This window comes from Sphingomonas sp. CFBP 13733 (assembly GCF_014841795.1).
Classification (GTDB): domain Bacteria; phylum Pseudomonadota; class Alphaproteobacteria; order Sphingomonadales; family Sphingomonadaceae; genus Sphingomonas; species Sphingomonas aerolata.
Window position 1 is genome coordinate 36,985 of the sequence record NZ_JACYUP010000006.1, and the last position, 13,414, is coordinate 50,398.

The 13,414-nt window shown below is 68.8% G+C and carries 8 protein-coding genes; 3 read left to right on the top strand and 5 right to left on the bottom strand.

Annotation, left to right across the window (positions count from 1 at the left end):
• Positions 1–3 precede the first annotated feature (3 nt).
• Genes IFT71_RS17255 through IFT71_RS17265 form a run of 3 tightly spaced genes read left to right on the top strand, consistent with a single transcriptional unit; the run spans position 4 to position 6,559 of the window.
• The gene (locus IFT71_RS17255) at positions 4–1,947 is read left to right on the top strand and encodes a sialate O-acetylesterase (protein ID WP_192142486.1); all 1,944 of its coding nucleotides are present in this window, start codon (positions 4–6) and stop codon (positions 1,945–1,947) included.
• A gap of 38 nt (positions 1,948–1,985) precedes the next feature.
• Positions 1,986–4,658 (top strand): glycoside hydrolase family 3 C-terminal domain-containing protein, encoded by a 2,673-nt coding sequence (locus IFT71_RS17260; RefSeq protein WP_446740771.1) that lies wholly within the window; start codon positions 1,986–1,988, stop codon positions 4,656–4,658.
• The gene (locus IFT71_RS17265) at positions 4,655–6,559 is read left to right on the top strand and encodes an NPCBM/NEW2 domain-containing protein (protein ID WP_192142487.1); all 1,905 of its coding nucleotides are present in this window, start codon (positions 4,655–4,657) and stop codon (positions 6,557–6,559) included. The genes IFT71_RS17260 and IFT71_RS17265 overlap by 4 nt, the downstream gene beginning before the upstream one ends.
• Positions 6,560–6,577: 18 nt before the next feature.
• Here the strand turns inward: IFT71_RS17265 and IFT71_RS17270 are convergent, their stop codons facing one another.
• From IFT71_RS17270 to IFT71_RS17290, 5 genes are all read right to left on the bottom strand, one after another.
• The gene (locus IFT71_RS17270) at positions 6,578–8,143 is read right to left on the bottom strand and encodes a glycoside hydrolase family 43 protein (protein WP_192142488.1); all 1,566 of its coding nucleotides are present in this window, start codon (positions 8,141–8,143) and stop codon (positions 6,578–6,580) included.
• Positions 8,140–9,207, bottom strand: a complete 1,068-nt coding sequence (locus IFT71_RS17275) for an alpha/beta hydrolase (protein ID WP_192142489.1) — start codon at positions 9,205–9,207, stop codon at positions 8,140–8,142. Before IFT71_RS17275 ends, IFT71_RS17270 begins: the two co-directional genes overlap by 4 nt.
• Positions 9,208–9,258: 51 nt before the next feature.
• On the bottom strand, positions 9,259–10,827 hold the full coding sequence (locus IFT71_RS17280; RefSeq protein ID WP_192142490.1) for an alpha-N-arabinofuranosidase: 1,569 nt from the start codon (positions 10,825–10,827) through the stop codon (positions 9,259–9,261).
• A gap of 167 nt (positions 10,828–10,994) precedes the next feature.
• Positions 10,995–12,434, bottom strand: coding sequence for a family 43 glycosylhydrolase (locus IFT71_RS17285; protein ID WP_192142492.1), 1,440 nt, complete (start codon positions 12,432–12,434; stop codon positions 10,995–10,997).
• A gap of 43 nt (positions 12,435–12,477) precedes the next feature.
• Positions 12,478–13,116 carry an acetylxylan esterase gene (locus tag IFT71_RS17290; RefSeq protein WP_342212688.1) on the bottom strand — a complete coding sequence of 213 codons (639 nt, stop codon included), beginning with the start codon at positions 13,114–13,116 and terminating at the stop codon, positions 12,478–12,480.
• Between the last annotated feature and the right edge of the window lie 298 nt (positions 13,117–13,414).

Here is a 13,414-nt window from a genome sequence, read left to right on the forward strand (position 1 = left end):
ATCATGCAACGCCTGCCCGTGCGTCTCGCCTTCGCCGTCCTTCTCGCCAGCAGCGCGTCCGCCGCGCTGGCCGCCCCGCGCCTCGACGGCGTGCTGACCGATCACGCGGTGATCCAGCGGGGTCAGCCGATCGCGCTGTCCGGCGACGCCGCGGCGGGGGAGACGGTGATGATTACGCTCGCGGGGCGTTCGGTCACGGCAAAGGCGGACCGAGTAGGCCGCTTCGCCGCGGAGCTGCCCGCGCTCGACGCCGGCGGTCCCTATGATCTGACGATCGCGGCGCAGAGCGGTGCGGCGGTGCTGCACGATGTGCTGATCGGCGATGTCTATCTCTGCTCCGGCCAGAGCAACATGGAACTGGCGGTCAGCGAGGCGCAGGACCTGATCCCCGACGCGCATGCACCCGTCGACCCCAGCCTGCGCCTGCTGACCATCCCGAAGCGCGCCGCCGCGACGCCCGTCGCGCGGCTCGACGATGCGGTGCGCTGGACCGTCGCCGGCCCGACGAGCCAGCCCGCCTTCTCCGCGGCCTGCTTCTACATGGCGCAGGCGCTCCGGCGGAGCGCGGCCGTGCCGATCGGTGCGATCCATGCGAGCTGGGGCGGGTCGCGGATCAGCGCGTGGATGAGCGATCCCGCGCTGCGGCAGGCGGGGCTCGGCGACCAGGCGGATCTGCTGGCGCTCTATGCCCGCGATCCCGGGGCGGCGAACCGGCGTGCGATGACGCTGTGGGAGACATGGTGGCGGACCGGATCGGGCGACGCGGTCGGGCGCGAGCCGTGGCAACCCGGCGCCGCGCTCGACTGGCAGGCGGTGCCCGCGATGACCAATTTCGAGACCTGGGGCATCGCCGACCTCGCCAGCTACAACGGCATGCTGTGGTATCAGCGCAGCGTCGAGATCACCGCCGAACAGGCGCGCGGTCCCGCCACGCTCGTGCTGGGGACAATCGACGATGCCGACCGGACCTGGGTCAACGGGATCGGTGTCGGCGGCAGCAGCCTCGCCTCACAATCGCGCGTCTATGCACTACCCGTCGGCACGCTGAAGGCCGGGCGCAACGTCATCACCGTCAACGACGACGACGTCTATGCCTATGGCGGGATGACCGGTCCTGCGGACACGATGCGGATCACCTTCGGGGACGGGAGCAGCGTGCCGCTCGGCGATGGCTGGCGCTATGCGAAGGCGCGGCGGATCGCGGGTTCCGCCCCCCGGGTGCCGTGGGACGACATCAACGGCGCCGGGACGCTCTACAATGCGATGATCGCACCGCTCGGCCGGACGCGCGTCGCCGGGATCGCCTGGTACCAGGGCGAGTCCGACACCGGCATTCCGGGCTATGACCAGCGTCTCACCGCGCTGATCGCCGACTGGCGCACGCGTCTCGGCAGCCCGCAGGCCGGCTTCGCGATCGCCCAGCTCGCCGGCTACGGAGCCCCGTCCTTTGCGCCAGGCGAGAGCGGCTGGGCCACCGTGCGCGATGCACAGCGGCGCGTCGCCGCCGCGGACCGCCACGCCGGCGTCGCGGTCACGCTCGACATCGGCGATGCACTCGACATCCATCCGGGCGAAAAACATGCGGTGGGGCAGCGGCTTGCCCAGGTCATGCGGGCGACGGTCTATGGCGAACGGATCGCACCCTCGGGCCCGGCAATCGCCCGTGCACAGCGCGCGCCCGGCGGCGGCGTCGCGCTCGATTTTTCCGGCGTGACCGGCGCGCTGCACGCGAAAAGCGCGCGCGAGGCGATCGGGTTCGAGCTGTGCGGTGCCGCCGCCGCAAGCTGTCGCTACGCATCCGGCACGGTCGTCGGCTCGCAGGTGACGCTGCCCGGCGACGGCCAGCCCGTCACGCGGGTCCGCTATGCCTGGTCGGACGCGCCCGCGATCAACCTGGTCGACGATGCGGGGCTGCCCGTCGGTCCGTTCCAAACGCCGCTATCGTGACGCGCCGGCGGCGGCGTCCTGCGAGCATGGGGAAGACGATGGTGCGCAAGACTATGATGCCCACCCGGCGCGCGGCGATTGGCCCGTCGCTCGCGCTTGCGATGGCGCTCGTCGCGGCCCCGGTCGCTGCGCAGACCAGCCCGACCGCGCCCGACCAGGCCACGGTCAGGGCCACCGCGCTCGTCGCGCAGCTGCGCGCGGACGAGAAGCTGCCCCAACTGCTCAACGTCGCGCCCGCCATCCCGCGGCTCGACATTCCGGCCTATAACTGGTGGACGGAATCGCTCCACGGCGCGCTGGGCCCGATCGCGACGACCAATTTCCCCGAGCCGATCGGTCTGGCCGCCAGCTTCGATGCGCCGCTCGTCCAGGCGGTGGCCGGAGCGATCAGCACCGAGGTCCGCGGGCTTCACACGCTGGCGCGCGAAACCGGGCGGGTCGGGCATATCGGCACCGGGCTCGACAGCTGGTCCCCCAACATCAACATCTTCCGCGATCCGCGCTGGGGACGCGGCCAGGAAACCTATGGCGAGGATCCCGCCCTGACCGCGGCGATGGGCGTCGCCTTCGTCCGCGGCCTGCAGGGCCCCGATCCCGCACGCCCGCAGGTCATCGCCACGCCGAAGCATTTCGCCGTCCATAGCGGGCCGGAAGCCACGCGACACCAGGCCAATGTCTATGTCTCCGCGCACGACCTCGAGGATACGTTCCTGCCGGCGTTCCGCGCGGCGATCGTCGACGGACAGGCGGGGTCGGTCATGTGCGCGTATAACCGCATCAACGGTCAGCCTGCCTGTGCCAGCGACCCGCTGCTCAAGACGCATCTGCGCGGCGCCTGGGGGTTTTCGGGCTATGTCGTGTCCGATTGCGACGCGGTGAAGGACATTGCCGACAACCACAAATATGCCCCCGATGGCGCGGCCGCGGTCGCCGCGGCACTGCGCTCGGGTGTCGACAATGAATGCAGCGGCGATACGCTGAGCGACACGGCGGGGCTCGACGCCCGCTATCGCACCGCGTTGCAGCGCGACCTCGTCACCCCGGCCGATATCGATCGCAGCCTCGTCCGCCTGTTCGCGGCGCGCTACCGCACCGGCGATCTGCCCGGTCTGGCCAGCGCGCCCGCCGCAGTACCGGTCGACGCGGTCGGTGCCGCCGAGCATCGCCGGCTCGCGCTGACCGCCGCCGAACGGTCGATGGTGTTGCTGAAGAATGACGGCGTCCTGCCGCTGCGCGCCGGGACGAAGGTCGCGGTGATCGGGCCGTTGGGCGACGCGACGCGCGTGTTGCGCGGCAATTACGCATCGCCCTTGTCGGGACCGCCCGTCTCGATCGTCGACGGCCTGCGCACGACGCTCGGCACTGACAGAATCACGCTGGTCCCGTTCGGCGAGTCCGTCACCGACGGCGACCGCGTTCCGACCACCGCGCTGCAGACCCCCGACGGCAAGCCGGGCGTGCTCGCGCGCTATTACAACCCGGTCACCCCGCTGCCGACCACTTTTGCCCCCGGCACGCGCGACGCGATCGTCGCGGCGGTGCGCTATCGGGACACCCCCGTCGTGACCCGGATCGAGCCCGATGTCGGCGACCGTCAGCTCGCGCTGGCCGGGGTCGCCGACGTGCACCGGACGATCCGAACCGGATACCTCATCCCCCCCGAAACCGGCAACTATCGCCTCGGCCTGTCGGGGGCGGGCGGCGTGCTGGAAGTCGACGGGGTGGTCGTGTCGGACCGTCGCAAGGCGCGCTGGAACGATCTGCCCGGGATGAAGACGCTCACGCTCACCGCCGGGCGACGCTACCGCATCGCGATCGACGGCGGCGTCGATCTCGTCTGGAAACGCGTATCGGACGATCCCGGTGCCGCGCTGAAACGCGCCGCCGCGGCGGCCGACATCGTCGTCGCGGTCGTCGGCCTCACCTCCGATCTCGAAGCCGAGGAAACCGGCGTCAGCGTCCCGGGCTTTGCCGGCGGCGACAAGACCACGCTCGACCTTCCCGCCGACCAGATCGCGATGCTCGAACAGGCGCGCGCCGCAGGCAAGCCGATCGTGCTGGTGGCGATGAACGGCAGCCCGATCAATCTCGCCTGGGCCAAGGATCACGCCGCCGCCATCCTCGAAGCCTGGTACCCGGGCGAACAGGGCGGTCTCGCCGCGGCCAATATCCTGACCGGCCGGACCAATCCGTCGGGCCGCCTGCCGCTGACCTTCTACCGCAGCGTCGCGGATCTGCCGCCGTTCGGCGACTATGCGATGGCCGGACGCACCTATCGCTATTTCACCGGCACGCCGGTCTATCCGTTCGGCGCGGGGCTCAGCTACACGCGCTTCGCCTATGATGCGATCCGGGTCGAACCCGCGCCGGGCGGGGCGGAGACCGGCATCCGCGTCACCGCGCGGCTCCGCAATATCGGCAAGCGCGCAGGCGCCGAAGTCGCGCAGCTCTATCTCGATTTCCCCGACCGGCCCGGCACGCCGCGGATCGCACTGCGCGGATTTCGCCGCGTCGACCTCAACCCCGGAGAGACCCGCATGCTCAGCTTCGACCTGTCGCCGCGCGACCTCAGTTCGGTCGCGCTCGACGGCACGCGATCAGTCGCTGCCGGCACGTACCGCGTGACGCTGGGGTCGGGCCAGCCCGGCACCGGCGTTCCGGGCGCGACGACACGCTTCACCGCGCGCGCTTCCGCGGCATTGCCGCTATGATCGCCCGCTCGGTTCTGCGGCTCGGCACCGCGCTCGCATTCGCCGGTGCCGCCGCCTCACCCGCCCACGCCGCCCCGCGCGATCCGCTTGCGGCGACCGGCCGGTGGAGCGCGAATGCCGATGGCCACGCCCCCGTCCCGCCGATGGGCTGGAATTCGTGGAATGCGTTTAACAGCGATGTCGACGAGGAGAAGGTGCTCGCCTCCGCGCAGGCGCTGGTCGACACGAAGCTGGCAACGCTCGGCTATCGCTACGTCAATATCGACGACGGCTGGTGGCTGAAGCGCCGCCAGCCTGACGGGCGGATGATCATCCGCACCAGCCATTTCCCGTCTGCGGCGACCGGCCCCGACACCAGCTTCCGCCCGCTCACCGACCGGCTCCATGCGATGGGGCTGAAGGCCGGGATCTATTCGGATATCGGCCGCAACAGCTGCGGCCAGATCTACACCCCCGATTTCAAGAACCAGCCCGAAGGCAGCGTCGCCGAACGCGAAGTCGGGCTCTACGGCCATGTCGATCAGGACATGAAGACCTATTTCCGCGACTGGAATTTCGATTTCATCAAGGTCGATGCCTGCGGTATCCGGGGGTTGCCCGCGGATGCGCCGCGCGTGCGATCGGGCCTCTATCGCGCGCTGCCGCCGCTGGTCGACATGCAGTCGCTCGGCCGGTCCGACGTCGCGGGTATCCGCCGCCTCTACGAAGATGTCGGGGCGGCGATCCGCGCCGAGGCGGCGGGACGTCCCTATGTCTACTCGCTGTGCCTCTGGGGCGCCGGCGACGTGCGCGCCTGGGGCAAGGACGTCGGCAACACCTCGCGCACCAGCGACGACATCCAGCCGCTCTGGCCGCGCATGCTGACCAATATGGACACCGTCACGCACCGTGCGCTCTATGCGCATCCCGGGTCGTGGAACGACGCCGACATGCTGTTCGTCGGGTCGGGCGATTTCGATCGCAGCCATCTGGTCGAGGCGCGGGCGCACTTCACGCTCTGGGCGATGCTGAACTCGCCGCTGATCATCGGCTATGATCTGCGCAAGCTGACGCCCGATCTGCTCGTGATCTTCGGCAATGCCGACATCGTCGCGCTGAACCAGGACCCGGCCGGCAATCAGGCGGTGCTCGCCTATGACTCGGACGAGGTGCAGATCCTCGTCAAGACGCTGGCCGACGGCAGCAAGGGCGTCGCGGTCGTCAACCGGACCGCGCAGCCCGCCAAGGCGACGCTGACCGCCGAGCATCTCAAGCTGCGGCCCGATACCGATGTCCGGTTGCGCGACCTGTGGAGCAAGGCGGACAGCAGCTTCCGCAAGGACATGGCCCTGTCGCTGGCCCCGCACGAGACGCGCGTGTTCCGCGCCGCCGGCACCCGGCGTCTTGCCGACGGGCTCTATCTTTCCGAACAGACCGGACGCGTCAATCCGGCGGTGGACGGCGTCGCATCGCCCCAGGCCGATCCGACCATCCACCATTCGATCACCCCCTGGATCGGCACGCACGGCCCGGGCGAGCATCCGCAATATGGCGGCTGGGGCGGGGCCGAGGCGGACCGGGCACTCTATGGCAAGCTGTTGCGGATCGCCGGGACGGACTTCGACACGGGGCTCGGCGTGCTCGGCCAGTCGCGTCTCGAGGTGCGCAATGCCGGGTTCACGCGCTTCGCAACGAAGGTCGGCGTCAACGATTCCGGCACCCCCAAGGCAGGCACGGTCACGTTCGAGGTCTGGGGGGACGGGCGGCTGCTCGCGACCTCGCCGGCGATGGCGTTCGGCATGGCCGCCGCGCCGCTGCGCGCGGACATCAAGGGCGTACGGATCGTCGAACTCGTCGCCCGCGGCAGCATCGCGACCGCGGCGCAGCCCGTCGCCTGGGCGGAGGCGGCGCTGCTGCGATAGGCTGCGACCGGCGCCGGCCTATCGGGCCGCGCCGCTAGCCGGTGTCAGTCGCGAGAGGCGGAAGCTGTCGATGTCGACCCAGCCGGTGCTGCGGGCGGGCGCGTAGCAGAACAGCGCGAACTGCTCGCCCTGGAACGTGCCGGTCTGCCATGCGAAGGCGAGCGGGAAGTCACCGCCGAGCCCGGTCCAGCGAACACCGTCCGCGCTATAGGCGACCCGGCCCCGGCTCGTCGTGAAATCCATGTCGGTGCGCAGCCACAGTGTATTACCCTGCGGCAGGTCGGTGGTGGCACGCGTTTCGGTCTGCGCCCCCTCGACCCGGTCGGTCGTCACTTCCATCGCGACCCGTGCCCGGCGGTTCGCGTCGCGCGTCACGGTCAGGTTCGCGCTGATCTGTCCCAGCGTGCCGAAACCGCAGCGATCGCCGGGCGCCAGATGGCCGATATCCAGCTTCACCTCGCCGCGGCTCGCGGGCCCCTGCCCCTTTTGCGTCAGCGTGTTGCGCGCGGACCAGAAGCGTTCCGCCACGGTCGGGCGCAATCGCAGCCAGCCGGGGCGTGCGGCAAGCGACCAGCGGTCCGGGTCGGGATTATGGTTCCACTGCCATTGCAGCCCGAGCCGCCGCCCGCCGAAATCGTCCGACGTCGCGGGCTCGGCAAAGCGATGGCCCGCGATCGGCTTGGCCGCCTGACGCGGCACGCGGCCTGGCGCGGCGGGCGTCCCCCAGATCGGCCAGTCGTCGCGCCAGAAGACCGGGCTGATATTGGTCATCCGCCCGATCGCGCCGCTATCCTCCATCACGAACCCGAACCAGCGCCCGTCCGGCAGATCGACCAGCGCACCCTGATGCCCACCGGTCGTGTCGTCGATCTGGTCGCGGGTTTCCCACGGCCCGAACAGGCTGTGCGACCGCGATACGGAGAGCGCGAGCCGGGGCGGCAGCGCGTTGAACAGATAGTAATAATCGCCACGCCGCAGCAGCTTCGACCCTTCGGCCCCCTTGATATAATGGATCTTGCGTGATGCCGTGACGTGCGCGAGCGCACGGTCTAGCGTCAGTAGCGTGATCGTCCCGTCGGCGGTGCTCGCGGTGGCGAGATAGGCGCGGCCGTCGGGCTCGATGAACAGGCCGGGATCGAACGCCTGGCGATCGAGCTCATGGTAGCGCCACGGGCCGCGCACGTCGCTGGCATACCAGATTCGCGTATTCTGCCCGACCGGCGTGTTCGCCAGATAATAGGTGCCCGCGTGATAGCGCAGGCTCGAGGCATAGAGCCCCTTGCGATAGGCGTTGCCGCCGACCAGGTCATATTGCGGCCGACCCTCGAGACGCGCCACCAGATGCGACGTGATCGTCCAGTTCACCAGGTCGCGACTGTGCAGGATCGTGATCCCCGGCGTGTTCGCAAAGGTCGTCGACGCGAAATAATAGTCGCGACCGACGCGGATGATGTCGGGATCCGGATAGTCCGCATAGAGCACCGGGTTGCGGTAGCTGCCATCACCCTGATCCGATCGCCAGACCTGCGCCGAGGCCGCGGTCGCGAAGAGCAGGCTCGCGGCGATCGCCGATCCCGCCTTCATTTGCCGAACGCCAGCGCGCGCGCGAAGAACGGCATCATCTGGTTCTGCACACGTCCCGCGACGCCACTGGTATGATCGCCCGGATAGATCGCGAAGCCGTTTATGATACCGTAGCGATCGAGCGCCTCGTGAAACTTGACCGCGTCGTCCTTCAGGCCGTCGCGGTCGCCCACGTCGATCCCGATTGCGGCATAGCGGCGCAGGTCACCGGCATATTGGTCGAGCATGGCGAGCGGGGCGTTGGCGGCCCAGCGCGCGGTCACGTCGGGCTGGGGCTGGCCGTCCTTGACCGGCAGGTCGAGATAGAGCGGCGGGGCCTTGGGATTGGGCGACCAGGCGGCGGCCGTGGCGAGTTGCGCCCGCACGCCCCAGGGCAGCGACGCGCCGTCGGCGGGCGATTTCAGCGCCCGGATCGTGGCCTCAACCGCGGCATCGGGGGTGCCCAGCGCGCGCGTCGACAGGCAGCAGGGGCTCATTATGTAGAGCGCGCCGAAAATATCGGCATGCTTCATCCCGATCCGCGCGGTGCCATAGCCGCCCATCGAATGCCCCGCGAGGCCGCGACTGCGCCGATCCGCGATCGTCCGGTAATGCGCGTCGACATAGGCCACCAGGTCATGCGCGACGAAGCGCTCGAAATCGCCCACCGTCACCGACCGCGAATAGAAGGAGCCGTTGTGCACCGTCTTGCTGTCGGGCAGCACGACGATCATCTCGCGAACGCCCTTGGCGAACGCCCCCTCTATCGTCTGCGGCACATGGATCTCGCCGATCCATTGCTCCACGCCGATCGAATAGCCGTGCAGCGCATAGACCACGGGATAGCGCTTGCCGGGGCTGGTCCGGTAGCCGGGCGGAAGAATGACGATGACCGCGCGGTCGGGACTATTCCCCTCCAGATTGCCGGTGATGGCGGGGGAATGGACGGTGATGCGCTCGACCGTGACGGCCTTCGCGCCTGCCACGACCGCGGGCGCCGGGGTCTTCACCTGCGCGCCCGCACTCCCGATCGATGCCAGCCCCAGCGCCGCACCCAGCAGCCACGTTCCACCACGACTTCGCATCGCATCCCCCATCCATCATCGCCGCCGAACACGTCATGCCCGGCCGGCCGGTCAGCGCAGATCGAGCACCAGCACCGACTTTGCCGGGACGGTCACGCTGAGCGTCCCGCCCGCGATCCGGGCATCGGCAAAGGGCTGCGGGGTCACCGCATCCGGCGAATCGAAGCTGTTATGCGCGTCCATCGTCGGACCGGTGACGATCCGGCCGCTCGCCTGGGTCGCCTGCAACCCCGTCATCGCGACCGAGACCGGCATCGCCCGATTGGGGTCGAGGTTGACCAGCGCGACATGCACTTGCCCCGCCGCGTCACGCACCGCGGACGCGCTGACCGCGGGCACCGCCACCTCGTCCTTGTGATACCAAGGCGAGGTCAGCGTGATTGGCAACGACGTCGCGCCCTGCCACGGCTTGTACAGGTCGAACACCCAATAGGTCGGCGTCTTCACCATCCTGGCGCCGTCGGTCAGCAGCATCGCCTGCAGCACGTTCACCATCTGCGCGATCGCCGCCATCTTCACCCGGTCGGCATGGCGCGCGAAGATGTTGATGTTGAGCCCCGCGACGACCGCATCGCGCACCGAATTCTGCTGTTCGAGAAAGCCCGGGTTGCTGCCCGGCGTCGGATCGTACCATGTCCCCCATTCGTCAACCGCAAGCATCACGCGCTTGGCAGTATCATATTTGTCCATGATCGCCGAATGCTTGGTGATGAACTCCTCCATCTGCAGCGTGTGCGCCATGGTGCTTGCCCATTCGCGCTCGGCAAAGCCCAGCGCCGGCCCCTTGTCGGCCCAGTTCTTGTCGCGCGGACGCGTGTAATAATGCAGCGCGAGCCCGTCGATATTCTTGCCGGCGATGCGCATCATCGCCTCGGTCCATTCATAATTCGAATCGCTCGGGCCGCTCGCGATCTTGAGCATCGGGCCGTTGGCGGACTTGGCGAACTGGGCATAGCGGTTGGTCAGGTCGGCGGCATATTCCGCACGCATGTTGCCGCCGCAGCCCCATAATTCGTTGCCGATGCCGAGATACTGGATCTTCCACGGCGCGGCGTGGCCATTGCGCTCGCGCTCCTTGGCCAGCACGGTGGTACCCTGCGGCGCGGTCATATATTCGACCCATTGCGCAGTCTCGGCAGGCGGTGCGCTGCCGACATTGGCCGAGACATAGGTGCTGCCGCCCAGCCGATCCATCAGCCCGAAATATTCGTGCGTGCCGAAGCTGTTATCCTCGTTGACGCCGCCCCAGTTGGTATTGACCTTGGTCGGCCGCGCCTTGGTCGCGCCGATCCCGTCACGCCAGTGATATTCGTCGGCAAAGCAGCCGCCGGGCCAGCGCACCATCGGCACGTTGATCGCCTTCATCGCCGCGAGCACGTCGCGCCGGTAGCCGCCGTCATTGGGGATCCGCGAGGTCTTGCCGACCCAGATGCCGCCATAGATGCCATGACCGAGATGCTCGGCGAACTGCCCGAACACGTCGCGGTGGATCTGCGGGCCGGGCTTGTCAGCCTGCAATGTCGCACTGGCCGGCTCCGCCGACAGGGTCTGCGCTGCGGCGGCGCCGGACAGCGCCGTGCCCGCAAGGATCAGCGGCGCGAGCAACGACGCTGCGGTCATGCGTCCCATGCGACGAGGGCGGATGGCGCACGACCGTGCGAGGCGAGGACTGATCCGGTTCATGCTCTCCCTTTCGGCCCCTTGGCGAGGCCCCGTCTTTTGAAGTTAATAGTAGGAGTAGTCGACTCTACGCATCCGTCAACTCCGCTCGGCGACCGATGGCCGTATCAGGGGCGCTTGAACGTCCATCGTCCTGCCGGGCTTGCCGGATCGAAGGCCGCGAGTGTCGGCGTGCTCGCACCGATCGCGACCAGCGCGAGATCGCGCCCGTCGCCCGGCACGACCTTCGGTTTGATCCGGTAACTGCCGTCGGTGAGCTGATCGATCTGCCATAGGGGCTCGGCGCCCACGGTGGCGGCGGTGATCGTCTCGACCTCCCCGGTCGGGGTGGCGGCGAGCATGCGCGACGTGCCTGCGATCGCGATCCGGTAATAGGGGGCGCCGAAATAGCCCCCCGCCGCGGGCACCGGCGTGATCGTCCACAACTGATGCGGCCGCACCAGATAGTCCGCCAGATCCACCCGGATCCGCCCGCGTGGCCAGTCGGCAGAGTCCTGTGCCAGCGTCTGGTCGGGGATCGGCCCGACCGGATCGGTCGCGGCCGCCATGAAACTGCGGCGGACGTCGAACGGAATGCGGACGATATCGGTCGCCAGACTCAGGGCATAGCCGCTGCGCTCGGAGGCGATCTCATAGGTGCCCGGCGCCACGGTCTCGCCCACGACCGGCCAGCCGTCGATCCACCGCAGGGGTTCGATCGCAAGGACACTCCGGCCGCTGCGATCCATGTCGGCTTCATAATGCAGCGACAGCTTCTCGACCCCGCCGGCGAGCGCGATCCGTCCGAAATGCCCCGGTCCGATACGGCGACCGCGCGCGCTGACGACCATCTTGCCGCCACCCCGCGGCAGCGGGATCCCCATATGGTCGACATAGGGGCCAAGCGGGCTGCGCGCCCGGCCGGCGCGAATGTGATAGGTCGAATTGGGCCCGTCGCAGCACGTGCCGTGCGTCCCCAGCAGATAATAATAGCCGTCGCGATACAGCATCGCGGTGGCCTCCATGTCGATCGCCACGTCGACGGGGGCGTTGCCCGCCATGCGCAGTCCCGTCTTCGGGTCGAGTTCGATCATCCGGATCGGGCCGAAATAGGTGCCGTAGGTCAGCCACAACCGCCCCTCGGCGTAGAGAAACGCAGGATCGATCGCATCCGCCGTCTCGACCCCGTCGCTCGACGCGACGACGCCGATGTCGTGGAACTTGAAGCGCGGCGATGCCGGATCGAGCGACAGCGTCCACATCATCTTGACCTGGCTGGCATGGCCGCCCCCCATGCCCCCGCCGCCGACCGCATAGGCGACGTAATAGCGGTCGCCGATCTGGATGACGTCGGGCGCCACCCCGCCGCCCGGCCGCTCGGGTTCGCCATGCCAGGTCCAGCCGTCGTCGGACACCAGCCCGCCGCCGCGGGTGCCGAACGTGTAATATTTCCCGTCCGACAGGGTGACGGTCGAGGGATCGTGGATGAAGGGTTCGCCCGCCAGTTGCGCGGCGGCGGGCGCTGCGCCCGCAAACCCCAGGCACACCGCGATCAGTCCGCACCACATCCGGGTACCTCCCTGTTGCCGAACCGCGGTATCGCGACGGGGGCTATCGAACATGGGTCGTCAGATCGGTGATCGGACGGCCGGCTTCGTCGACGAAGCGGACGCAGAAGCTGCTCAGCCCGGGGCCGTTGATCACCGCGCCGCGGATGACGTTGCGTCCCTTGCGCAGCGTCACGCGATCCGACAGCACGTCGTCCATCACCATGCGACGGTCGTTGAACAGCCCGACCGCCTCGGTGCCGTTCAGCCACCAGATCGATGCCGCGTTCGAACCGACCGCCAGGCGGACGTCGCGCTGCTCGCGGGGGCTGTCGACGATCGTCACCGCCCAGAATATCACGCCATAGGTCGGCGCCCCCAGTGCCTTGGCGAAGTTGAACAGCTTGACGTCGAACGCCTTCGAATCAAGCGCATGCCAGCGCAGTGGCGCGGCACCCGTCTCGACCTGCCCGTCCCTCGGGATTGCGGTTGGCGACCCTGGCAAAGATGCGGTCAAGGCCTGCCGGACATAAGTGGCGGTAAAGCCGGTGTTCGTGCGATTGGGTTTCGCGATCGGTTCGAGCAACAACCAGCGGCGCAGAAAGCCGTCGCGGTCGGGCGTGGTCGCCGCGTCCGACACCGCCGTGAAATAGGGCGCCAGCGCGGGCGGTATCGGTCTGGCCGCAGTCTGGGGATCCGCCACGGCGGCGATTGAGTCCGGACCTGGCCTCGCCAAGGGCTCCGCCGCCGTGCCGGGCGATAGGCCTGCCAGCAACGGCACGCATGCCCAGTGCACAAGCGATCCCCGCGGTGCGCGACGCCGATCGATGATGAGCCCCGTCTTCTCTCTCCCTCCGCCACGGCATCGGGTCGATCCACCGGCGCCTTCGCCCGATGCCTGCCCTGCTCGTAAGGCGCGAACGCAAGTCGATACCGCTATCATGTCCAGCATCGCGTCGGCTGGCATTTGCAGTCCTGACGACATGGTAGCGTCAAGGAAA

What these genes read in the sequence shown, in the direction of transcription:
- IFT71_RS17260 (WP_446740771.1), top strand. Translation starts at nt 1,986, where the DNA reads ATGGTGCGCAAGACTATGATGCCCACCCGGCGCGCGGCGATTGGCCCG.
- IFT71_RS17265 (WP_192142487.1), top strand. Translation starts at nt 4,655, where the DNA reads ATGATCGCCCGCTCGGTTCTGCGGCTCGGCACCGCGCTCGCATTCGCC.
- IFT71_RS17280 (WP_192142490.1), bottom strand. Translation starts at nt 10,827, where the DNA reads ATGACCGCAGCGTCGTTGCTCGCGCCGCTGATCCTTGCGGGCACGGCG.
- IFT71_RS17270 (WP_192142488.1), bottom strand. Translation starts at nt 8,143, where the DNA reads ATGAAGGCGGGATCGGCGATCGCCGCGAGCCTGCTCTTCGCGACCGCG.
- IFT71_RS17275 (WP_192142489.1), bottom strand. Translation starts at nt 9,207, where the DNA reads ATGCGAAGTCGTGGTGGAACGTGGCTGCTGGGTGCGGCGCTGGGGCTG.
- IFT71_RS17255 (WP_192142486.1), top strand. Translation starts at nt 4, where the DNA reads ATGCAACGCCTGCCCGTGCGTCTCGCCTTCGCCGTCCTTCTCGCCAGC.
- IFT71_RS17285 (WP_192142492.1), bottom strand. Translation starts at nt 12,434, where the DNA reads ATGTGGTGCGGACTGATCGCGGTGTGCCTGGGGTTTGCGGGCGCAGCG.